Genomic DNA, 23,948 nt, shown 5'->3' with positions numbered 1-23,948 from the left:
AATGGTAATTATAGCTTCAATATTTGTTTTTTGTATTGCCGCAGTATTCAGACTACTTGATAATAGCGCTGGTGTTCTTATTTCTAACGGTATTTCTGTGAGTCCGTTTTATCTTTCAGAAAAGGAAGTAAAAAAGCAGATCACTCTTATTGATGACGAGAAGCTTATCAAAAAATTAAAGCGTACTTTGGTTTATCAAAAACTACACAAAATATTCCTCGTTCTTTCAATCATCACTTTTATCGCCGGGGTGGTTTACGAGTTTATCAATCCGTCACTTATAACCATGTTCTAAAGAAGAACGATCACTTTTGCTTTTGCGCAATCTTTTTAGATACCTGAAGTATTAGAAGCAAAACAATAGCACAGGCACACGCCAATACAGATATCACGGCCACCGTACTATTTCCTTCAAAAGGTGCGTTATAATCTATTTTTGTAAGATTGAATATTAATAAAGCCGTAGAAAGGGCAAGAATGATGTATATAAAGATCTTCATAATTCAGTGGAGTTCTTAATTAAATAGTCCTTGAATGTTTGTGGTAAATAATTTTACCGCTATTGCAAGCAAAATTACACCAAAGATCTTTCGTATCACATTAATTCCCTGTTTTCCCAATATACGTTCTATTTTTCCGGAAGATTTCAGCACGATGTAAACAAATACAATATTGATCACGATCGCTACAATAATATTTTCAACCGCATATTCAGATCGTAAAGAAAGCAAAGATGTCATCGTACCTGCGCCAGCAATAAGAGGGAAAGCCAGAGGCACAACCGCAGCTGTTTCAGGAGCATCATCCTTATAAAGCTGAATGCCCAAAATCATTTCTAAAGCAATAAAGAATAATATAAAAGAACCGGCTACGGCAAAAGAATTTACATCAATACCAATGAGGTTAAGAATCTCTTTTCCTAAAAACAGAAAAAAGATCATAAGAATACCTGCTACAATAGAAGCTTTCTCACTTTGTATGTGACCTACTTTTTTCTTGAGGTCTATGATAATAGGAATACTTCCCACAATATCGATAATTGCGAAAAGAATCATGCTTGCTGTTGCGATTTCTTTAAAATCAAATCCCATAATCTCTTATTTTTTAAGAATCGGCAAAAGTAATGCTATTCTACTGATTAGTCGCCTATGGTAAACTAATATTTAACGTTTTCTTTACCTGATCATTAATGTATCTTTGCGCCCATGTTTCAGATAGGAAAAACCATAGTTTCAGAAGACGTTATCCATAAGGATTTTGTCTGTAACCTTGCTGCCTGCAAGGGTGAATGTTGTATTGCCGGTGAGGCCGGAGCACCCGTAGAAGAAGAAGAGGCTGTTATACTCAAAGAGATTTACCCTAAAGTGAAACCTTTTCTAAGACCAGAAGGGATAAAGGCAATCGAGGAGCAGGGAACTTATATCACCACAGATTTTGATGAATTAGAAACTCCGCTGGTAAACGGTGCAGAGTGTGCATATGTTACTTTCACTCCAGAAGGTGTTGCTTCCTGCGGGATAGAAGACGCTTACAATGCAGGAGAAGTTGACTTTCGTAAGCCGGTTTCCTGTCATTTATATCCTGTGCGCATACAGCAATATTCAGAATTTGCAGCGGTAAATTATCACAAGTGGCCTATTTGCGATGATGCCTGCACATTGGGTAAAGAACTACAGGTGCCGGTCTATAAATTTACAAAAGCCGCATTACTGCGTAAATTTGGTCAGGAATGGTACACAGAGCTTGAGGAAATAGCAGAGCTCTTAAAAAAAGAAAATGCCGAGTAAACTTCCACATACAGAGATCTCAATATTTGCTAAGATGAGTGCGCTGGCGGCAAAACATAATGCCGTAAATCTCTCACAGGGCTTTCCAGATTTTCCTGTAGATACAGAACTTGTTGAGCTGGTGTCTCAGGCCGTGCGTGACGGTCACAATCAATATGCACCATTAGCGGGTATTTTTAGCTTACGCGAAAGAATTTGCGCTATGGTTAAAGATCTGCATGGTAAATCATACGATCCTGCAAAAGAAGTCACTCTAACTGCCGGCGCAACCGAAGCTTTATTTTGTGCAATAACTGCTTTTGTGCATCTGGGAGATGAGGTGGTAGTGATAAAGCCTTGTTACGACACGTATGAACCTACAATAATCTTGCAAGGAGCAAAACCTGTTCCTGTTCAGTTAGAAGCGCCGTACAATGCTATAAACTGGGAAAAGGTAAATGAAGCCGTCACCGCAAAAACGCGGATGATCATTATAAACACGCCGCATAATCCCAGTGGGATGATGTTCTCAAAAGAAGATATGCTTAGTCTGCAGAAAATAGTGAGCGGTACGAACATACTTATATTAAGTGATGAGGTTTATGAACATATCATTTTTGACGGTAAGAGTCATATAAGTGTCTCACAGATTGAAGAACTTGCAAAACGAGCGATTATAGTTTCCTCTTTTGGGAAGACCTTTCATACAACAGGCTGGAAAATGGGTTACTGCATGGCTCCGGCAGATCTTATGGCCGAATTTCATAAAATACACCAGAATGTAGTTTTCTGTGTGCATCATCCTACACAAGTAGCGCTTACCAAATATCTGGAAAATGAGTCAAAATATCGGGATCTGGGGGCATTTTATCAGCAAAAGAGAGACAAGTTTCTCGATCTTATCAAAGATTCCAGATTCACATTTAAGCCTAGCGCAGGCACTTATTTTCAATTACTCGACTACTCCCAGATTACTACTGAAAATGACGTGGTATTTGCCGAAGAACTGATAACAGAAAATGGCATTGCCAGTATTCCGGTTTCTGTCTTCAATGAAGGCGGAAAAGATGATAAGTTACTTCGTTTTTGCTTTGCAAAATCTGATGAAACACTAGAGAAAGCAGCAGCGATATTAAACGCCATCTAAAAAAATCGTTATTTTTGCGCCCCGGCCTCGTAGTTCAATGGATAGAATAGAAGTTTCCTAAACTTTAGATGCAAGTTCGATTCTTGCCGAGGCTACAAAAACCCAGCGCGATTTTTCACTGGGTTTTGTCGTTTTTAGCTCGTTTCTAACCGATTTTCAGTCGCTTTTTTTAAGGAATTCCTAAGGTTAAAATTGGTTGTTATCAGTTTTCGCTTAAGCGAAAACTTTTCTCGTAATATTATAGGAGTTAATATTCCTGCTCTTAACTGCACTTCAATTTTCATTTAAAACCATAGTGGTATATTTAATAGATTAATAATTCATTTACAGGCCATTATAATGAAAGCTAAATTATCAGTACTCTTAATTCTTTTTCTTATTGTTGTATTTCAAAATAGGGGCAACGCACAGAAAATACAAGAAGATCACTTCTTGCAAAAAGAGGGAGTTTTAGACAGCTTATACTCTAAAGTACTTAATGAAAATCGGGAAATTTACATACAAATGCCTGCTTCTTACACGGCAGGTAGTCAACAAAAATATCCTGTTATTTATATTTTAGATGGTGAGGTATTTCTTCCCACAGTAACTAATGTGTTAGACTTTTACAGTGGCGGTTTTATGCCAGAAATGGTAGTTGTGGGTATTTCTAATCGGGAGAACAGGGTGCGAGATCTTACTACTTCACCGGTGACTACTATAAATGGTATGCCCTTTAATTTAGAAAATGGGCAGGCGGCAAACTTCTTTAGTTTTATTGAAGATGAGCTTGTTCCTTATATCGAGCAAAAGTATCCTGTTACTCAATTTAGAACCCTCATTGGTCATTCATACGGCGGCCTATTTACCATCTATTCGCTGCTTGAGCATAAGTCCTTGTTTGCCAATTATATTGCCATTGATCCCAGTTTAGATTGGGATAAACAAAAGATGATTCATAGATCTAAAGAGGTTTTATCTGCTCAAAATTTTAATGGGAAATCTTTATTTGTTTCTTTGGGCGGCCAGCTAAATATGCAGGATCCTAATATCACTATTGAAAATGTGATGCAGGATACTACAGACTTCACACTTTTCGCTAGAAGCAATATTATGTTTTCAGAATTTGTGCGTGAAAATCAAAATAATCAACTTTCTTTTAATTGGAAATTCTATCAAGAAGAGTTGCATGGTACAATCGCATTTCCATCAATTAAAGATGGCTTAATTGCTGTCTTTAAATGGTTTCAGATGGAAAATACAGATAAATTCAATTCTCCTGATACTCCTATAGATGAGTTGACTGCCATCATAAATTACAGGGCAGACAAACTAAAAAAGCATTTTGGTTACGCTGTCCCTCCTTATCCGGAAGATCTTCTTAATATGCTGGGATACATGAGTATGGATATGGAGCAGCCGGAAAAATCTAAGATGTTTTTTGAATTCGGGATCAAATATTACCCGGCAAGCGCTAATGCATATGATTCAATGGCAGATTACTATGAAGCCTCAATAGATTACGTCAATGCTTTGAAATATGTGAGTAAAGCATTCGAAATTAGTGGGAGTGACAATTATAGAGATAGAATAGAAAAGCTGAAGCAAAGCATACACAAAAAATAATCCTTTTTCACGAATAGAATATGAGCGATTTCTAGGCAAATTGTACCGATTTTGAGCCTTTTTAGCCGATTTTCACTTTCTATTCTGAATAAAATTTTGTGAATACAAAGCATACAATTCCTTTTGTATCTTTGAATTTTACAAATGACCTCGTGATGAAAACATTCAAAAGCACTTCACTCGAAGAGTTCTACAAAGAAGCTGCAGCATTTACCGGAAGAGACATAAAAACGCTGCTTCCGCCCGGAATAAATAAAGAAGTAGGTCATTTTAATGTGTTTGATATCTACAAAACTTTAAACGAGGTAAAACGTAAGCAGATAATGCCTTACAATCGCAGATCTTATTATAAAATAAGTCTTATTAGGGGTAAAAACAGAGCAGAGTATGCAGATAAGGTGATAGAAGTACAGAAGAACGCTCTTCTTTTTGCAACGCCTAAAGTGCCGTATCATTGGATTCCTCAAGCCGAAAATCAGTCGGGTTCTTTCTGTGTATTTACAGACGCTTTTATGGTTAAGAATAAAAGCGGTGTTGTGCTAGACGAGCTGCCTATCTTTAAATCTGGCGGTTATCCTGTTTTTGAAATTGATGATCCTAAGGCAGATGAGATCCAGTTGATTTTTAAAAAGATGCAAACGGAGATCGCTTCAGACTATGAATTTAAATACGATCTGCTTCGTAATTATGTAGTAGAACTTGTGCATTACGGTCAAAAATTACAGCCGGCAACTGCGCTGCATGCTAATCAAAATGCTTCGTCGCGCATAATTGCGTTGTTTGTAGAATTGCTTGAACGACAATTCCCCATCGAGTCACCCAGCCAGAAATTGCAACTGCGTACAGCAAAAGAATATGCCGAAAGGCTTGCTATTCATGTGAATCATCTCAATAAGGTTCTAAAAGAAAACACGGGTAAGACCACAACAGAGATGATAACCGGGCGCATTATTCTGGAAGCTAAAATACTGCTTAAACAAACAGACTGGAATATTTCTGAAATAGCAGATAGTCTTGGCTTTGAAGAGGTGGCACATTTCTCAAACTTTTTTAAAAAGCAAACTGCTCTTGCCCCGCTCACCTTTCGCGCATAAGCGCATATTTGAATTTTACAAATCATAGTTTGATATTCGCAAATAGGTGCACATCTTTATATACCAACTTTGTCTTATAATTAAAACACATACAAATGGAAGCAAGTAAAATAGCACTCGTAACAGGTGGCAGCCGCGGTCTGGGCAGAAATATGGCAATAGCTTTAGCAAAAAGGGGGATTGATGTTGTGATCACCTACCACAGCAATAAAGAAAAGGCTGAGGAAGTAGTAACAGAGATAGGAGCAATGGGGCAACAGGCGTTCGCTTTTCAACTCGATACAGGCGATATTAAGCAGTTTGACCCGTTTTTTGCAGAGATGACATCAACCTTAGAGCAGCGTACGGGAAGCAAGAATTTTGATTTTTTGATTAATAATGCGGGTACAGCGCTTTATGCTCCTTTTGCCGAAACTACGGAAGAGCAATTTGACACTGCCTTAAATGTGCACTATAAGGGCGTTTTCTTCTTAACGCAAAAGGCATTGCCATTTTTAAATGATGGCGGTCGTATTATTAATATATCATCAGGTCTGGCGCGTTTCTCATTTAATGGTTCTTCTGCTTATGGTTCAATGAAAGGCGCTATAGAAATTCTTACCAGGTATTTGGCAAAAGAGTTAGGACCTCGCCGGATAGCGGCTAATAGTGTGGCTCCGGGAGCGATAGAGACAGATTTTGGCAATGGTCATGTGCGCGATGACAAACAGGTAAATGATCAGATCGCAAGTGTAACCGCATTGGGCAGAGTTGGCTTGCCTCATGACATAGGTGGTGTGGTTGCTTTTTTGTGTACTGAAGATGCAGGCTGGATTAACGGTCAGCGTATCGAGGTTTCTGGCGGTATGATGCTATAGAATTATAGATAGTAATTAAGATTTAAAAGGCTTTTGCTTAACGCGAAAGCCTTTTGTTATTTCAGTTAAAGCGTAAATTGCTATTAATGAATTTGCTTAAATAAGCTCTGTAAGATTAAGTGAGATTCTTTATCCTATAGTTCTGACTTAAGTCAAGGAAGTTATGTTTATAAAATGAACTATTGTTTAACGTATAAGCCTTATGACAAGTTCATTCTCATTATGAATATCAAAAAAAGGACTCTATTTCTCCTGAATTTTTAGTGCGACATCACAGAAAAAATTGATCTACAATAAGATTGTTAGTGATAACTAATCCTATCATTTTTAGCAATCACCGTAATATCTAAAACAAGTAAAACTTTAAAAAATACAAAAAGAAGGTATTATAAGCCTTGTGATTTTAGTAGGGTGTGTTATGATTTAAGCCCGATTGACTTCATCTATAAAATATCGCTTTTTAACTAAAATAGGGTTTAATCGATGGTAATTCGTTTTTTTAATTATCTTGACCCCGAATTAAGACTAATCCCTTCTCCAGCTTTAAGAATATGTTTGAATACTTAATAATGTACAAATGGAAATTACATTATTCGGGGTATTGTGATTTAATGTGTTGCTGATTGATTTGTTTGTTTCAAGTGAGTATATGTCAGCGTGAATAAATTAGACATTTTATTTGATATCAAATACAGCAAAATCAGACATTAATTTGATCTCTTAAAATTATACTAATAACCGTGATGATATAGAATGTCAAGAAGTTAGAGCAAGGGAATTTATTTTTTAGTCTTAAAGCTATCCTATTTAATTCTCTTTCCCTCTTTCCTGAAGAACTAAACTATAATCTCATGTGTAGTTAGTTTGCGCATTACGATGATTTTACCAATATGAATTATAAGAAAATTGTATAACCATCACAATCTATGAAAAAAACTACCTTATTATTAAATCTGTTTCTTCTGTTATCGTCTGCAATTTTTGCCCAGACTGATATTTCTGGCGCTATTTCTGCAGACACTACTTGGAGTTTAGAAAATAGCCCCTATAACATTGTAGGAGAAACTTCCCTAGCAGAGGATGTTACCTTAACAATAGAACCTGGGGTCATAATCAACTACACTAATAGTTATAAAATGTTTATCAGAGGTGTACTGATTGCTTCCGGTACTAGTGAGTCGCCCATCACATGGAATGGAAACTCATATGAAAATAGCAACCCAATGCTTGTGTATGAAAATGCCAACCTGTCTAATAGTATAATAACCTATAATAAATTCGTTGGTCCTCAAAAAGGTATACAGATAGGTCAGCATTCACAAACTAATTTTAAGAATACCGGTATCTTAACCATTACCCATTCTGATTTTTATAAAGCATCTTTATATACAGATGGAAACGCGACGACAGCCGAATTAAAATTTGAAAATTCTAATTTTAATGATTTAAGCATAATAGGACTTTATAATGGGCTTAGTGAACCTATAACGTTGACTAATTGTACTATTAATAATGCGATTATTCAATCACAGTCACAAAATTATGGAATTCATTTTGTTAATTCCATAATTAAAAATTCTGAGATGACTATGGGTTGCTGTTTTGCTAATTTGTCATATGTTGGCAGTACGGTTTATAATTCTAAAGTAAACACTTCAACAACCATTGGTCCTGTCAAAGTTTTAAATTCATTTTTCATTGCCTCAATTTTAGATTTAAGCAATATTAAATTTATTGCTGAGAATAGTATTTTCTATTCAGGTAATTCTATAAATAGTTTGATAAAGGTTGGGTATCCTCAGATTTCTAATTCTAGTTTTATAGGTTATGATAAAAAATTGTCAATTAATGGATTGACAATTGACCGAGATAGCACTAATATAACAAACAGTACTTTTTCAAATTTTAATACAGCATTGACAATAGAATTTAAGGGATATTTAAATATTGCTGATAATAACTTCATATCAAATAGTTTATATAATGTAAAAAATAACACTACGTCCCCTTTAAAATTAGAAAATAATTATTGGGGGACAAATGATGAGTCAGAAATTAAGGATTTGCTTTATGACGCCAGCGATAATGTGAATAAAGGAGCCATAGATTACACTCCATTTTTAGATAATTACAATACTGATGCTCCTATTTCACTGCCATCTAATTTCACAAAAACTATAACTGATTCTGGTGTTGAATTGAACTGGAGTGCCAATAAAGAATCAGACGTTGCAGGTTATCGCTTGTATTATGGGGATCCTACTGGTTATTCATATTCCACATCTATAGACCTTGGCAATGTGACGACTTATACCCTTAGTGGTGGAGATATTAGTACAGAATATGCTATCACAGCATATGATGCTAGCGCAGATGGAAATGATGATATGACAGATGGTAATGAAAGTTGGTTTACTCGTGCAAGTCAAATTAATGTTGCCCCAAAATTGTCAGATCAGTCTGTATCTACAGATGAAGACATGCTGGTAACTATTGCCTTGAATGCATACGATCCTGATAGTAATAATATTACCTATAAGGTAATTTCAGGATCGCCACACGGTTCAATATATATCGACAAAAATATCGCAGGTTATATGCCTTATGAAGATTTTAATGGGACAGATAGTTTTACAGTAGTTGCAAATGACGGAAAAAATGATAGTGAGGTTGCGACTATAACCATAACAGTAAATGCTGTTAATGACAAGCCTACGGCACGTCATCACTCTGTTATAGTTGACGAGGGAGGTAGTTCAAATATTGTAGATTACAATTACTCAAGTGTACTTTATAACAGCAGAGACGCAGAAGATGATCCCTTGACTGCAATATTAGTAGAAGAGCCCAGCCATGGTTCACTAGTATTCAACGAAGATGGTACTTTTGATTATGAGCACGACGGTTCAGACACAACTGAAGATTATTTTACCTATAAAGTTAATGATGGGCTTCTTGATAGCGAAATTGCAACAGTATCTATTAACGTAGATCCAGTAAATGACAATGTTCCTACAGATATTCTTTTGTCTAGCAATTCTATTCAGGAAAACTATAATTACGCGTACAGCAATGTAGCTACATTTACTGCTGTAGATCTTGATTTGCCTTCAGACAGCCATACGTTTGAATTTGTAAGTGGTGAGGGAGATGATGACAATGAAGGTTTCATTATTAGTGGAAGATATCTTTACAGCAATAAATCATTTGATTATGAAGAACAACAAACCTTATCTATTCGTGTAAAAGTTACAGATGCTAACGATCAATCTTTTGAAAAATCTTTTGTATTAGATGTGATTAACATTAATGATATTAGTATAACATATAAACTGGTTGATTCTTATTGTGCAGGAGCTGCTGGTTCTGGTTCTATAAATATTACAAGTGTTAATCAATCTTCTGGACCAATAACTTATAGTTGGTCTGCATCGTATGGAGGAGCAATACCGGCCGGTCAGGAAAATAATCCGGTTTTAACCGATTTAATTAGTGGTTATTATACCGTACGAGTTACAGATGATAATTTTACATACACCAGATCAATGTATGTCAATTTAATCCCTCAATATTATGGTTTAAGTATTTGTCATGTTTCAAGCGATGATAAAGAGCTTAAAAAGAACAGAATATATATAAATAATGAAGGGAACTATAATGTGGCTTTTTATGATGTTTTAAGAGAGACTAATGTTGCCGGTGTTTATCAATCTATAGGTATGATCTCACCTACAGAAAATTCATATTTAGATGAAACATCTGATAATACAGTACAATCTTATAATTATAAAGTAAGATTGGTAGATAATTGTGGCTCTATCTCACCAAATTCATACGCGCATAAAACCATATTATTGCAAAGTAGCATTGCAGCTAATAAATCTATAAATTTAAATTGGTCTGATTATGAAGGAGCATACTATACTACCTATAACATTTATAGAAGCACAAATAAGCAGGCGTTTGAAATTATAGGCTCCGTTTCAGCAAACAGTAATTCATTTAATGATGCAACGGCAAATGCTGACATCAACAATTATGAATACTATATTTCTATTGAAGTAGATCCTTGTTCTATTGAAAAGTCAAATGCTTCGTCAGAAATACGATCAAACTTTCAAACTATAGCCAATTCCCTTTCATCAAATGAATATAATGCTGTTAAACAATTTGAGATTTATCCCAATCCTGCAACCAGCACATTGAACATTAAATTAAGCGATGGTGTAGAACTAATAAGAGGTGAAATTTATAATATGTTGGGACAGCGCGTTATGGAAACAAGAGAAAAAAGCTTTTCAGTAGGTAACCTTGCACCTGCAACTTATTTCATCAAGGTATTTACTTTAGAAGGTATGACAACTAGAAGTTTCATCAAAAAATAGGACCCCAGAAGAAGCGCTAAGAGCTTTTTAAAGGCGGAATTTCCAAAAGGAGATTCCGCCTTTTTTCTTTCTTTTATTGTAATTTAAAAGAGTGCTTATAAGACGTTTTGACGAAAAATGGACGTAATTAGAAAACAATTGACTTTATTCATTTTAGAATCAAATTCAGATATTGAAAAAATTCGAGCCGAGTTTAATCCTGAACAGTGCAAACTGATTGCACCTCACGTTACACTTTGTAGGGAAGAAGAAATTGAGGATATAGAAGGTGTTATTGAGCGTGTTAAATCAATCAAAATGGAAAAGCCAATTCAAATTGAATTTAAATGCGTTGAACGCTTTGCTGACGGAAAAGGAGTTTTATTACCTGCAACCAATAAAAACTATGATTTTTGGGAATTAAGAAAGCTGGTTTTGGGAAAAGACCAACTGTTAAATGAACAGTTTCCACATATAACGTTAATGCATCCTCGCAATTCAACTTGTAATGATGAAATATTTGAGAATATTAAAAAACATAAATTACCTGCCAAATTGTTATTTGAAAAAATCAGCTTAATTGAGCAAAAAAACGGCGGAAAATGGGCAATAATCGAAGAGTTTGATATTGTAAATAAAGCTTTACGCAACAGTAATACTACGTCGTGAATGGTATCTTGCTATTGAAACACGTTTCAGATTTTATTTCGATAACCTATTTTTGATATCTTAGTAATAGCCTGATATAAAACAATGTAGCTGAAAATTTTATAGACAGTTAATAAGATATTAAACAAATTGAATTAATGAAATAAAAAATAATGTTTACCATAGAACAAATAAAAGCTGCTCACAGTAAAGTAAAGTCAGGTGCAGACTTTCCCTTATATATTCAGGACCTTAAGAAACTGGGTATAATGCATTATCAGTCTTTTGTATCTGACGGACATACAGACTATTTTGGGAAAAATAATTATAAAAAATCCAGCCTTGCACAGTATGATACTCTTGCACTTGCTGAAACCTCAAATGTTGACCAATTCAAGAAAGACATTAAAGCTCATCAACAAGGAAAAACAAATTATCCTACCTTTTGTAATGACTGTGCTAAATCAGGTATTGAACAATGGACAGTGAACATAGAGCAAATGACATGTACCTATTATGACAAAGCAAAAAACGAAATATTGGTTGAATTAATTCCCCAATAAAAATTACTTTATCAAAATGATTGCTGGTTTTCGTAATTACAGCTTAAGCTTCTACAACCTCAGAATTACTCATAAACGACTCTTGCCAGCTTTCAAAGCGTTTGTCAAACTTTTCACTAAAAATTAAATATTGACATTTTCCTATACTTTCCGGAGTGCGGTTTACCTGAGCAAAACTGCTATTCCCCAGTAAAAATTGAGCATCTTCTACAATGCACATTTGCAGTTTGTTGAGGTTGATTCCGTTAAGGTAAAAGATCTTGTTTAGGCGTTTAGGAGTAGCAATAACGATATCTGTCCCGTTATAGATCTCATCGCGTTGGTCGTCTATACTTTTTTCATCATAAGCGCAATACACACGTAGATCTGTTCCCTTTTTAAAAGCGATAAATTGAGATTCCAGCTCAAGAGCGGCTGCTTTATCCTTAACAAATATCAATACACGGGGAGCATCTTCTACGGCTTTACCTTTTAATTTCTGAATCACACTTATAACAATGCTTGTCGTTTTACCTGCACCTTCCGGCGCAATGGCAAACAAACTTGTTCCTCCTTTAATTTTAGATAGTATCTTTTTCTGAAAGGCTAACGGCTCTTCAAAACCTTTAAAAGCTAAAGTATCTTTTAAAGGCTCTATTAGTTTTTTAAACGACATAAATGTGATTCCTGAATTTGTGACAAAGGTAGTCGAAATTAAAAGGGTGCTTAAATTTGCATCTACTTTATAATTTTTGAACTGCTTAATTACATTATGACAACATAAATAACAACTTATTTCCTCAGCTAATAGGAATAAAAGTCACTTTTTATCTGGAAAAAAGCATTGATAACTAAAAAAATTAATAAATTGGTTATCAATACCATAATCTAATTTGAATTTTAATTCTCTAAGAACCTCAATTCTACAATAGCAGACGCAATTATGAATAGACAAATTATGAAAAAGCCGCATTTAATTTTTTGGATTTCGATTCCTGTATTAGTCCTAATAAGCATTTTAAACAGAAACGAAATGCTAGATATTAATATTTATGATACGTATTATGTTTTTAGCAAAACTGCTTTGATCATCATGATATCTGCTCTTTTTGGTTTTATGGGACTGGGGTATTACCTAATGCTAAAAGCAAAAAGGAAGCTTTCTAAATGGCTTAACCTTATTCATGTTGCCCTTACTGTGGGTGGTATACTAACCGTCTGGATTTTGACTCAACTTTTCAGAGAATCAATAATGGAATATAAGTTCAATAATAATTTAACCATGGTAATTTATGCGCTGGTCATAATTACAATTTTCGCCCAAATAATTTACCCCATTAATTTAATAGGAGCGATAATAAAACCACGGAATAAAACTACTCGCTAATACTGATTTTCAGAAATAGTGTTTGAGAAAACCCCATTAAAAACAACCCTAAAACACCCAAAAATCGGCTAAAAACCCCAAAAAAGCAGCAATAACTTTCTTCGGCTTAGCAAAACCGATATGTACAAGACGTAATGATTCAACTCTTTCGAAAATTAAGGAGAAACTTACTTTCAGAAGGTAAAACAGGTCAATATCTTAAATACGCTCTTGGCGAAATTGCTCTCGTGGTTATTGGTATTCTTATCGCATTACAAATCAATAACTGGAATGAATCTGTAAAAGATAATAATGCCCTAAATGAGTATTTAGGCAAGATTAAATCTCATACTGGTGAAGATCTGCATCAGCTGGATACCATCACAAAGTATAGAACCCAAATGGCCAATGTATGTAAAAAGGCCAGAACGCGTATATTAGATAAAACGGAAGATGAAGATCTTTTACTATTAATGTCTTGCGGCGTTGCTTTTGCAGATTACTACTTTAAGGCGAATACCGGCGGTTATGATGCATTAAAAAACTCGGGTTATTATGGTAAGATAAACAATACGCCATTAGATTCACTTTTAACTAAATACCACAGCCTGGTAGAAGAAATTGCCGAAAATGAAAAGAGTTACAACGACTATGTTTTAAATCAGGAGGCCTATCTTTCAACCCATTTTGACACCTCCTTAATTCTCGCTTCTGCCTTTTTACCACCTGATTCTCTTGCATTAAGAGCTACGCCACAATCTGAATATTACGAGGTTTTTGCAGCATATACCGCAACTCCATCGTATAGAAATGTAATTGGTTTAGCTGCATTTCAGTTTGAAACTATGGTTAATCAGTACAAACAATTAAAAAACGTTGGTGAAAACGTTGTCAACGAGATCGATGCGATTACAAACGATTAGGTCATATTCCGCTAATTGTTAAATTTGTTAAAAAAGCGCTTGCAATAAGAAAGTCTATAAAACAAATCTTCATTTAGAATAGAGGAGCATGACCAAAAAGCAAATTAAAAAAATATTCAGAATAGTACTTATTCTTGTAAGCATAGGCTCTTTGGCGTTTGTACCGTGGAAGGTCGTCAAAGCCTGGGTTTTACCAACACCAGAAACAGTTCAGGAGCAAGTTGATCAAGCTGTTGATAACGGCTTAGACGGAATGATCGTCTATGTAGATCAAGGCGGGAAGCCGCCCGCATTTTACGCAGCTGGCTGGCATGACCGAAAGAAGAAAATTCCGGCCAATCCCAAAGCTTTATTCAAAATTGCCAGCATTAGCAAATTATATATTGCTGTTGCGGTCGCAAAACTGGTAAACGATAAACAGTTGTCTCTTGATAAAACGCTCGCAGATTACCTGCCACAAATGCAGGGAAGAATTGAAAATGCAGAGGAGATTACCTTGAGAATGATGGTGCAGCACAGAAGTGGTATTCCCAATTTTACAGATACTCCCGGCTATTGGGAGAATGCACCTAAAGACAACAAAAAAACACTTGAGTTGGTTCTGGATAAACCAGCCGACTTTAAACCGGATAAAAAATATAGGTATTCAAACACAAATTATTTGTTGATAGGCGAGATACTTGATAAAACGTTGGGATATAGCCATCATAAATATATCAGGAGTGAAATTTTGGTTCCGCTTAAGCTAAACAATACCTACAGTCTACTCAGTGAAGTAGGAGATTTAGGCGACGTGATGAGTGGCTATGATGTGGGTTACGATGGCGATTTAAAAAATAATGATTTTGTAAGTCCGGCAGGCTCAATGGTTGCTACAGCAGAAGATGTGGGCATTTTCCTGAGAGCTTTAAATGATGGCTCTTTGCTAAACGATAGTGAACAAGAAATTTATTCATCTATTTATACATATGAACATACAGGATTATTGCCGGGATATTCCAGCATTGCGAGGTATCATAAAGATATAGATACGGTCGTCATTCAGTTTACAAATACAAGCGGTGGCACTACCTGGAATATAACGGAAGTTGTCTATAACCGTATTTTAAAAATTATACGTAAAACAAGCGTGTAAAAACCTCCCTAAAACACTCAAAAATCAGCTTAAAAACCCCAAAACATAGAATATATAACAAACTCTTTTTAGTGTAGTAAAACTGATATGTTCAAAAGAAAGTCAATAAAATCAAATTATTTAGAATAAGGGAGCATGACCAAAAAACGCATCAAAAATATACTCAGAATTGTATTTATTCTTGCAAGTATAGGCTCTCTGGCTTTCGTCCCGTGGATTTTAGTAAGAGCCTGGATAATGCCACTGCCAGATACCGAACAAGAACAACTTGAAGAAGGCATAAAATATGGCTTTGACGGTATGATCGTCTATGTTGATGAAGCCGGTAAACCACCTGCATTCTACGCCGCAGGCTGGAAGAACAGAGAAAATAAAATTCCGGCAGATCCTCACGCGTTGTTTAAAATTGCAAGCATTGGCAAATTGTACCATGCTGTCGCGATCACAAAACTGGTAAGCGAGAATCGGTTGTCTTTAGATAAAACACTTGCAGATTACTTTCCGGAACTTGTAGGAAGAATTGAAAATGCTAAAAAGATCACCTTGCGCATGATGGTGCAGCACCGTAGCGGAATTCCTAATTTAACTAACACACCAGACTTCTGGGTAAATCCGCCTAAAAGCAGCCGGGAAGCGCTTGAGCGTGTGCTTGATCTCCCTGCAGACTTTGAACCGGACACAGATTATGAGTACTCAAACACCAATTATTTGTTGATTTCAGAACTCATAAAAAAGGTTACAGGTGGCGATAAATTTCAATATTTTAAGGAGGTAATTCTAGCCCCGCTGGGGCTTAAAAATACATTCGTTTCTATTCATGATATAAATATGGATGATCTAATGAGCGGTTATTACGTAGGTGTTGAAGAAGATATTAAAACTACAGACTACGGCTCTATGATTGCCAGCGCAGAAGACGTGGGCATATTCCTGCGGGCATTAAACGATGGTTCTTTGTTGACAAAGAAGGAGCAGGAAATCTATTCTTCCATTTACAAATATGAACATACCGGTCTCATTCCCGGTTATCAAAGTATAGCAAAATACCACAAAGACATAGACACGGTTGTTATACAGTTTGTAAACACGACCAACTTTGACGGCTATGACTGGAATTTATCTGAAATCATATACAGTCGTGTTGTAGAAATATTAAAACGTGAGAAGGCTAAACATAATTAAGCGCTTTTACGGAAAACCGTAAAGTGTTGTAAATGAAATTGGTTAGTTTAGTGCTAATATCCGCAGAAATTGTATAATTATTTTTAATAGTGTTGCTATAAACAAGTTGTATGCAAGCTGAAAAAACCAAATGATAGAAAAAATACTTACCATAGAAAAATTTGGAGTTTTCAATGATTTTAATTGGAATAGAGATTCTACTCTTCAAGATTTCAAGGAGAAAAATATTATATATGGCTGGAATTATTCAGGAAAAACCACCTTATCGAGAATATTCTGTTCACTGCGAGATAAATCAATTCATATAGATTATCCAGAAGCAAAATTTAAACTTCGACAAGAAAATAACCAAGAATTTGATAGTGATAATTTAGACACTTATGACAAAACAGTTTTTATTTTCAATAAGGAATATGTCGACTCAAAGCTTACTTGGGATTCTAGAACTGAATTGGGAGAGCCTATCGCATTTGACGTTGGAGAAAACACCACAATCCGAAGTGAGATTGAAAGATTAGAAGAAATAATTGAATACGTTAAATCGAGAAAGATTTTAACGCAATCACCTATTGATTCTTATAATGAATATGAAAATTGGCGATTTAGGGAAGAAAGCAAATCGATTAGACTAATTATTTCTAACAATACTATTCCATTTGACAAAGGACATTTTAAAGTAGCTTTAGGTGCAATAACAAAGGACAATCTTGATTCACTAATCATTGCTGAAAATAGGGAAATCGAAGATTTAAAAATATTGTCAAATTCAACTAATAACTTTCAACCTTTTGATGAATTTGAAATTGAATTAAAACTACTAGATTTCAAAACTTCTGTTAACGACCTTCTTTTAGAAGAACCTGCAAAAGACGTTGTTATTGACATTTTAGAGAAAAACAAGGATTTATACAGTTGGGTAAAGGATGGTTTAAAATTTGAAGAAAATTCAGATACTTGTTCTTTTTGTGGTAATGATGTAACAAATGACAGAATAACTTCTCTAAATAATTATTTCTCAAATGCTTCTAAAGATTTAAGAGATAGAATTTCCACACAGAGGGATTTGATTAATCAAGAAATTACTGCGATTAATTCAATAGAGATACCAAAAAGTAAAAATGACTTCACAGAAAAAGTTAGGGAAACAATTGATTTAAAAATTAAATCCTATAACTCAATCAAATCAAAATATTTACTCGAACTAAATCACTTTTTGAGTGAACTTACCAGAAAAGAAGACGGGAACATATTTAACAAAATTTCAGTAGTAGAAACTGAATACGACCTAAAGGAAATTGAAGATTGGTTTTTGGAAGTTAATGAAGTTATAAAAAGTCATAATTCTTTAATATCTAACTTTGAAACACAGCGTGATGCAGCAAGAGAAAAGTTAAAAAAGCACCTTATTGCCGACTTCCTAAAAAACGAAAATTATTTCGACAAAAAAGAAAAGAGCCAAAATGCACAAAATTGGCAACGACTATATGCCCACTATATCACTATAAAAGAAAGCCTAAAACGGGAGAAACTTGATTCATTAAAAACAATTACAAAAGGGAAAGACGAATTAAATAAATTCATACAAAAATTTCTTAATCGAAATGATATTGAAATTGATGTTACTGGAGATGATAAATTCATTCTTTTGCGCAAAACAAGACCAGCAAGAAATTTAAGTGAAGGAGAAAAAACAGCAATTGCGTTTTCTTATTTTTTAGTAGAACTAGAAAGCCTTGGTGTACAAGAAATGCAAAAGACAATCGTTTTTATTGATGACCCGATTTCAAGTTTAGACACCAATCATATTTCGCAAGTTTACTCTCTTATAAACTCTTATTTTTTTAGAAAAAATATAGATGCGGATAATCCTGACAAGGTTGTAAACTGTTTTAAGCAATTATTTATATCAACTCACAATTTTGAGTTCTTCTCATTTTTAAGAGATTCAACACAGCTCAATAAAAAGAAAAAAATAACGAATCCAACGACAGGAGAAAAGCAAGAAATACCAAATTTTGGATTTTATCAAGTTCAAAAAATAGATACAGACAACTCTGTTCTTAAAGGTTTGGATAAGGCGTTAAAAAGATACAAATCAGAATATATTTATCTTTTTAGTCTTATTTATAAATACAAGCAAGATATTGACAATGGTGGAGATGTTCATAATATACTTATTCCAAATGCTTTAAGAAGGTTTTTAGAAATATACACGCTAATGAAAATTCCAAATGAACCTGATAGTGTAGAAAATAGGATTGTTCAATTAGTGGATAATGTAAATAATTTCAAAACTCTTAACCACTTCTCACACTTTACAACATTTGAAAAGGCAACGAGACACGATGAACTGATTATGGTTCTGCCGACCGCTTGCAATGAACTTATAAGTCTTTTGGAACTTGACGAAAAACATTATGAATCGCTAAAAAAAGCAATCTGAAAAGAAAGCTAGCATACAAATACGGCTATACGTAATGCGGGTTTTAGCGATAAATTTAAAGTAAATGAATATTAAAAAACATAACAGCAAACTGAAAGTGAAGTGCATTATAATCCTGCACTGCGCATAGCCAAACCGTTAACTGCAAGTACAAACCAAAATTTCATAGGTATCTAAGTATATGAATAAAGCTAGAATAGACAATACTGATACAATTGTATTAGCGGATGAAATATTGCAGTTTTATCCAAACCATAAAGAATTAGTTTTTGTTTGTGTGGATAAAAAATGTTCAATTAGAATGGCACCTGCGTGTATTAAGAAAAATAGTAAGAGACGACCTCATTTTAAAAAATATAGAAATCAAGAACATATTAAAGAATGTGAATATGCAGTTTTAAATGAGTTATATCAGAAAGGAAAGGATCAAAAGTTAACAAGCACACAAATTAACAAAATTGGATATCCTTCGGTTTTTAAAATTGAAGAGAAAATTGACTTAGATGAAAATCAAAATCATTTAGAGGGAAATAAAGAAGATGACGAAGGAGTTACAGGTCGTGGAGAAATATTAAAATTATATGAATTTGACGGCGAAAATATCAAATTTGATAGGAAGAACAAAGTTCAAAGTATAGATAGAATAGTGGACTGGTATTTGAGTTTTCCTTATAATAGAGATGTTGAGATTGAAATAAAAGGAATAAAAATTGAATATCAATATTTTTTCAAAAGAATAAAAAGCTATACACAATCTGTAAAATTAAATAATGAAAGAATATTTTATGGCAAGCTAATGTTGTCAAATAAAAATAGAAATGTTTTTGATAAATATCCTGAAAGCGTTTATTTCACGTTACTCGGTTTCCAAAATAAGGAGGAATTAAGTGGGAAAATTGACAATTATTCGGTGAAGATTAATAAGAAATCCATAACTAAAACTCTTTTATCAAGATTAAAAAACAAATACAATGTGTTATTTGAAAAAGCATTTACAGAATTTCAAAACAAATCAAATGAACCGAATGTAGCATTATACGTTTTTGTTTATGGTACAATCGATGAGAATAGTGATACTATGTTGAATGTTGAAAAACATCATATTACATTTAGATATGATGAGGTAAGAAAAACGATGATAGAAAGGTAAAAGCGACAGACTTCTTCATATACATAAAATCATGCGTTGATAACAAAACCAGTTTCTTCAATTTCAGTTTAAAACCCCTCAAAAAAAAGGGCTTTATAATTTATTATTACCCATTATTTAATTTCAATTTTTCGTTTCGTTTTTTTGTTATCTTGGTTCCCCAATACCAAAAAGAATAGAAGTATTTTTTCTAAGAAATACCTTCCTAAATCGCTGGTAATAATCAGGGTAAAAAATATGAAAAGACTTTTAGTTCTGGCTTTAATTTTGGTTCTCACTTCTTGCGGAGCCAACAAATTTCTCACTTCTTCAGTAACTCCGTCACAAATTTCAAACCTCAGCTATCTCGAGCCCGTGTCGTATATTCAGCGTATAGAAAAAGGCAACAAATCTGCATTTAGCGATTCACTTTCTACGCTTACTAAAACAGCGCTCGATTCACTTTTGCAAAAGAACAGCGCAAAATTCAGGCTGTCACAACAACTTACTTTTCCTAATGATACCGTAAAGAACAAAGTAGAAATAGAGCTTAGTTCTATTGCGCAGCAGATATTTCAAAAAAAGAAACTCGACGGTATTGCATTAACGCCGGCAATAGATTCATTGATAGAAAGTAATGGTGAGCGATTTGCCCTTTCGGTAGTCGCCACAGGCTTTGGCAGACGCAAAGGAAATTACGGTGGTCAGGTTGCAAAAGGTGCCGCAATTGGCATTCTCACATTAGGAATGTATACACCGGTGCCAATAAAGTCTAATTTAACGGTTTACGCATTTATTTTTGATGCCGAAAAGAACGACGTGGCTTATTACAAAATGGTGCCGCCGGTAGAGAAAGAACCCACAGATCCCGAAGTTATAGACAAGCAATTACAGGAACTTTTTAAAGGTTATTTCTACGAAGAAAAATAGTTAACCACTCTTCAGCGCTTTTGGCTGTAGCCAAATTTTGCTTTTCTTATCTTTATTAGTCTAAACGAGATGAGATGAAAGCAGAAGATCAACTTTGGGACGCCAATTTATACACTACAAAATATGCCTTTGTTTTTGGCTACGGTTCTTCGCTCATAGAATTGCTCGATCCACAACCTGAAGAACGTATTTTAGATCTGGGCTGCGGCACGGGAGAATTAACCGCTTTAATTGCAGAAAAGTCAAAAGCGGTCACAGGCATAGATAAATCGCCCCAAATGATAGAAAAAGCGCGCAATACCTATCCTGAATTTCAGTTTGAGGTAGCAGACGCGACAGATTTTCGCTTTAGCGAAAAGTACAACGCTATTTTCAGCAACGCCGCTTTGCATTGGGTTCTTGACTACAAAGAAGCGATAAATTGCATGTATAAGGCGCTTTTACCCGGTGGCAGGCTGGTTTTAGAAATGGGCGGCAAAGGCAATGTGGCTGCTATCGTTTCCGCATTAAAGCAGGCGCTTGCAAAACGAGGGTATGAGCAGCAGGCTAATTATAAGCAGTGGTTTTTCCCATCTATCGCAACTTACACAACAGCGCTTGAAGAAGCAGGTTTCGATGTGCGTTTTAGCGAACTTTACGACCGCCCCACAGAACTGGCAGATGAAGCCACGGGCATTAAAGACTGGCTGGCGATGTTTGGCGGAAACTTCTTTAAAGGAGTTACTAAAAATGATATTGAGGCAATAAAAGAAGAAGCGCAGCAGGTTTTAAAACCAAAACTTTTTAAAGATGGTAAATGGGTTGCAGATTATAAACGTTTGCGGGTAATTGCTTATAAAAGCTTATAATCCCTGGGTTAAACCGGTAAATGACAGGTAGGTGACACCCTAATGTCGTTAAAAGCGCAAGTCTGGCGACATAGTTTTATGAGACTTAAAAATCAATAATTATGGAAAGTCCCACAATAGGAAAGAACCTTATCTACCAACGCAAATTAAAAGGATTGACTCAGGCAGACCTGTCTGAAAAAACTCAGGTTACCGTGCGCACCATTCAGCGTATTGAGAAAGGTGAGGTAGAGCCGCATTTGCAAACCGTAAAATTACTCGCCGCCGCTTTAGAGGTAGAAGTAGATGATCTTTTAATTCTCGAAAATCCCAAAGAAGAAGCTGTTGTAAAAAAGTGGTTGCTGCTTATTCACGGCACACCCATTCTGGGTACAATCCTGCCGCTGTGTAATATTCTGTTCCCGCTCTTTTTATGGATTCATAAACGGGAAGACAATAAAGTTTATGACGAGCACGGCGTGAAGGTCATCAACTTTCAGATTACCATGACCTTGCTCTTTGCGCTCTCATTTATAGCGCTTGTCACCGTAGAAGGTTTCGGGTTTTTCTTATTCATAGCCGTACTTCCGTTTACTATGGTCGTCATGATCTACAATATTATACGCGCGATAAAAACCCAGACCTGTTATTATCCGCTGTCAATTCCTTTTCTAAAATCGGGTAAAAAAGTTCAAAAATCGGCTGTAATTGTGCTTTTTTCGGTAATATCTTTAATGAGTTTTGGATCTATTCAGGCACAACAAATCAACCGACTTGACGGAAGTTCGATAACTGTAGATTCGCTTAGCGCGAAAATTGAGCAACTCACAAAAGCTGCACATGTTACAGGGATTGAGGTCACAGTTTTTAATGATAACGAGATCGCTTTCGCGAAAGCTTTTGGTTATTCAAATAAAGAGAACAACACAATTTTAAAAACCGATGGAGTCATTTACGGCGCTTCGTTAAGCAAAGCAGTTTCTGGTTATCTGGTCGCCGGTCTTGCAGATGAAGGTGTGATAGATCTGGATAAGCCGCTACAGGAATATCTTGATGTTCCCATCCCACAGATGAAGCTGGCAAAAGAGTGGCGTGAATTTCATGATCTTGCAAATGATGATCGTTATAAAGAGATCACCGCCAGAATGTGTCTTTCGCACAGCACAGGCTTGCCCAACTGGCGCTGGATAAGCAAGAAAGGTAAATTTAAACCCAAGGGAAAATTGAAGTTTTACTCTGACCCGGGAACAAATTACAGTTATTCAGGTGAAGGTATGATGTTGCTGCAATACGTGATCGAGCACATCACAGGAAAGGGACTGGAAGAATTAGCAAGAGAGCGGGTTTTTGATCCTTTAAAGATGGATATGACCAGTTATCTGTGGCAAACACGTTTTGAAGATAAGTATGTCTACGGTCATACTAAAGACGAGAAAGTGGTTGCAAAAGACGTCGCAGATGAAAGCGCCGCTGCCGGTTCTATGGTGACCACAGCAGATGATTATGCCAAATTTGTAAAGCATATTTTAGAACTTAATACAGCCAATTCTGAAATTACAAAACTCATGTTTCAGCCTAATATTGATATACATTCTAAAGCGCAGTTTGGTCCTTCAGCTTCTAAAACCTCAAACGAAAATGACGATATAAAACTCAGTTACGGTTTGGGTTGGGGATTACTAGATTCGCCTTATGGGAAAGGCGCTTTTAAAGAAGGTCATGGGGAAGGATTTCAGCATTATTCAATCATTTTCCCAGAGCAGAAAATGGGCGTAGTGATTCTTTCTAATAGTGACAACGCCGAAAGCATTTTCAAAGAGCTGCTTGAGTTCACAATCGCAGATACCTTCACCCCGTGGAAATGGGAAGGCTATATTCCGTATGATTCAAATTAAATGATTTTGCTGCACACCATTTGTCGTCACCCTGTCCCGAAAGTTTTTGGGATCAGGGTCGCATAATCATAATGGCTATAAGCCAATGAGATGCT

Annotated in this window: 21 protein-coding genes and 1 tRNA gene; 19 read left to right on the top strand and 3 right to left on the bottom strand. The window is 35.3% G+C overall.

Features of this window, described 5'->3' with window-relative positions:
- Position 1 precedes the first annotated feature (1 nt).
- On the top strand, positions 2-295 hold the full coding sequence (locus tag ACH3PA_RS05335) for a hypothetical protein (protein ID WP_416446479.1): 294 nt from the start codon (positions 2-4) through the stop codon (positions 293-295).
- 10 nt (positions 296-305) lie between these two features.
- Here ACH3PA_RS05335 and ACH3PA_RS05330 read toward each other — a convergent pair whose 3' ends face one another.
- Together ACH3PA_RS05330 and ACH3PA_RS05325 are read right to left on the bottom strand one after the other, a co-directional pair.
- The gene (locus tag ACH3PA_RS05330) at positions 306-500 is read right to left on the bottom strand and encodes a hypothetical protein (RefSeq protein ID WP_416446481.1); all 195 of its coding nucleotides are present in this window, start codon (positions 498-500) and stop codon (positions 306-308) included.
- A gap of 15 nt (positions 501-515) precedes the next feature.
- A complete protein-coding gene (locus ACH3PA_RS05325; RefSeq protein WP_416446483.1) occupies positions 516-1,091 on the bottom strand; it encodes a MarC family protein in 576 nt (191 codons plus the stop codon).
- Between the two features lie 114 nt (positions 1,092-1,205).
- On the opposite strand from ACH3PA_RS05325, the gene ACH3PA_RS05320 reads away from it, so the two are divergent.
- The 9 genes from ACH3PA_RS05320 (at position 1,206) to ACH3PA_RS05280 (ending at position 12,044) form a co-directional block, all read left to right on the top strand.
- Positions 1,206-1,787, top strand: a complete 582-nt coding sequence (locus ACH3PA_RS05320) for a DUF3109 family protein (RefSeq protein WP_416446485.1) — start codon at positions 1,206-1,208, stop codon at positions 1,785-1,787.
- The gene (locus ACH3PA_RS05315; protein WP_416446487.1) at positions 1,777-2,913 is read left to right on the top strand and encodes a methionine aminotransferase; all 1,137 of its coding nucleotides are present in this window, start codon (positions 1,777-1,779) and stop codon (positions 2,911-2,913) included. Before ACH3PA_RS05320 ends, ACH3PA_RS05315 begins: the two co-directional genes overlap by 11 nt.
- A gap of 23 nt (positions 2,914-2,936) precedes the next feature.
- Positions 2,937-3,008, top strand: a tRNA-Arg gene (locus ACH3PA_RS05310).
- A 244-nt stretch (positions 3,009-3,252) separates the two neighbouring features.
- Positions 3,253-4,518: an alpha/beta hydrolase-fold protein gene (locus ACH3PA_RS05305; RefSeq protein ID WP_416446489.1), complete on the top strand. Its 1,266-nt coding sequence runs from the start codon at positions 3,253-3,255 to the stop codon at positions 4,516-4,518.
- Positions 4,519-4,673: 155 nt separating this feature from the next.
- Positions 4,674-5,612 (top strand): helix-turn-helix domain-containing protein, encoded by a 939-nt coding sequence (locus ACH3PA_RS05300; protein WP_416446490.1) that lies wholly within the window; start codon positions 4,674-4,676, stop codon positions 5,610-5,612.
- A 95-nt stretch (positions 5,613-5,707) separates the two neighbouring features.
- Complete coding sequence (locus ACH3PA_RS05295; RefSeq protein WP_416446492.1) at positions 5,708-6,469, top strand: SDR family NAD(P)-dependent oxidoreductase; 762 nt, start codon at positions 5,708-5,710, stop codon at positions 6,467-6,469.
- Positions 6,470-7,395: 926 nt separating this feature from the next.
- Entirely contained in the window at positions 7,396-10,854 is a 3,459-nt protein-coding gene (locus tag ACH3PA_RS05290) for a tandem-95 repeat protein (RefSeq protein WP_416446494.1), read from the top strand.
- A gap of 117 nt (positions 10,855-10,971) precedes the next feature.
- On the top strand, positions 10,972-11,502 hold the full coding sequence (locus tag ACH3PA_RS05285) for a 2'-5' RNA ligase family protein (RefSeq protein WP_416446496.1): 531 nt from the start codon (positions 10,972-10,974) through the stop codon (positions 11,500-11,502).
- A gap of 152 nt (positions 11,503-11,654) precedes the next feature.
- Positions 11,655-12,044: a DUF1398 domain-containing protein gene (locus tag ACH3PA_RS05280; RefSeq protein ID WP_416446498.1), complete on the top strand. Its 390-nt coding sequence runs from the start codon at positions 11,655-11,657 to the stop codon at positions 12,042-12,044.
- A gap of 43 nt (positions 12,045-12,087) precedes the next feature.
- Here the strand turns inward: ACH3PA_RS05280 and ACH3PA_RS05275 are convergent, their stop codons facing one another.
- On the bottom strand, positions 12,088-12,699 hold the full coding sequence (locus ACH3PA_RS05275) for a DEAD/DEAH box helicase (protein WP_416446500.1): 612 nt from the start codon (positions 12,697-12,699) through the stop codon (positions 12,088-12,090).
- Positions 12,700-13,056: 357 nt separating this feature from the next.
- Between ACH3PA_RS05275 and ACH3PA_RS05270 the strand changes: the two genes are divergently transcribed.
- From ACH3PA_RS05270 to ACH3PA_RS05230, 9 genes are all read left to right on the top strand, one after another.
- Entirely contained in the window at positions 13,057-13,410 is a 354-nt protein-coding gene (locus ACH3PA_RS05270; RefSeq protein WP_416448452.1) for a hypothetical protein, read from the top strand.
- Positions 13,411-13,544: 134 nt separating this feature from the next.
- Positions 13,545-14,312 carry a DUF6090 family protein gene (locus ACH3PA_RS05265; protein WP_416448451.1) on the top strand — a complete coding sequence of 256 codons (768 nt, stop codon included), beginning with the start codon at positions 13,545-13,547 and terminating at the stop codon, positions 14,310-14,312.
- Between the two features lie 88 nt (positions 14,313-14,400).
- Positions 14,401-15,447: a serine hydrolase domain-containing protein gene (locus ACH3PA_RS05260; protein WP_416446505.1), complete on the top strand. Its 1,047-nt coding sequence runs from the start codon at positions 14,401-14,403 to the stop codon at positions 15,445-15,447.
- A gap of 135 nt (positions 15,448-15,582) precedes the next feature.
- Positions 15,583-16,629 (top strand): serine hydrolase domain-containing protein, encoded by a 1,047-nt coding sequence (locus ACH3PA_RS05255; RefSeq protein WP_416446507.1) that lies wholly within the window; start codon positions 15,583-15,585, stop codon positions 16,627-16,629.
- A gap of 130 nt (positions 16,630-16,759) precedes the next feature.
- Entirely contained in the window at positions 16,760-19,072 is a 2,313-nt protein-coding gene (locus ACH3PA_RS05250) for an AAA family ATPase (protein ID WP_416446509.1), read from the top strand.
- A gap of 181 nt (positions 19,073-19,253) precedes the next feature.
- Entirely contained in the window at positions 19,254-20,222 is a 969-nt protein-coding gene (locus ACH3PA_RS05245; protein ID WP_416446511.1) for a hypothetical protein, read from the top strand.
- A 237-nt stretch (positions 20,223-20,459) separates the two neighbouring features.
- Positions 20,460-21,131 (top strand): hypothetical protein, encoded by a 672-nt coding sequence (locus ACH3PA_RS05240; protein WP_416446513.1) that lies wholly within the window; start codon positions 20,460-20,462, stop codon positions 21,129-21,131.
- A 74-nt stretch (positions 21,132-21,205) separates the two neighbouring features.
- Positions 21,206-21,979: a class I SAM-dependent methyltransferase gene (locus ACH3PA_RS05235; RefSeq protein ID WP_416446515.1), complete on the top strand. Its 774-nt coding sequence runs from the start codon at positions 21,206-21,208 to the stop codon at positions 21,977-21,979.
- Positions 21,980-22,080: 101 nt separating this feature from the next.
- Positions 22,081-23,853: a serine hydrolase gene (locus tag ACH3PA_RS05230; RefSeq protein ID WP_416446517.1), complete on the top strand. Its 1,773-nt coding sequence runs from the start codon at positions 22,081-22,083 to the stop codon at positions 23,851-23,853.
- The last annotated feature ends 95 nt before the right edge of the window (positions 23,854-23,948 follow it).

This window comes from Leeuwenhoekiella sp. A2 (assembly GCF_047946655.1).
Lineage (GTDB): Bacteria > Bacteroidota > Bacteroidia > Flavobacteriales > Flavobacteriaceae > Leeuwenhoekiella.
This window is presented reverse-complemented; position numbering and strand designations above follow the sequence as displayed.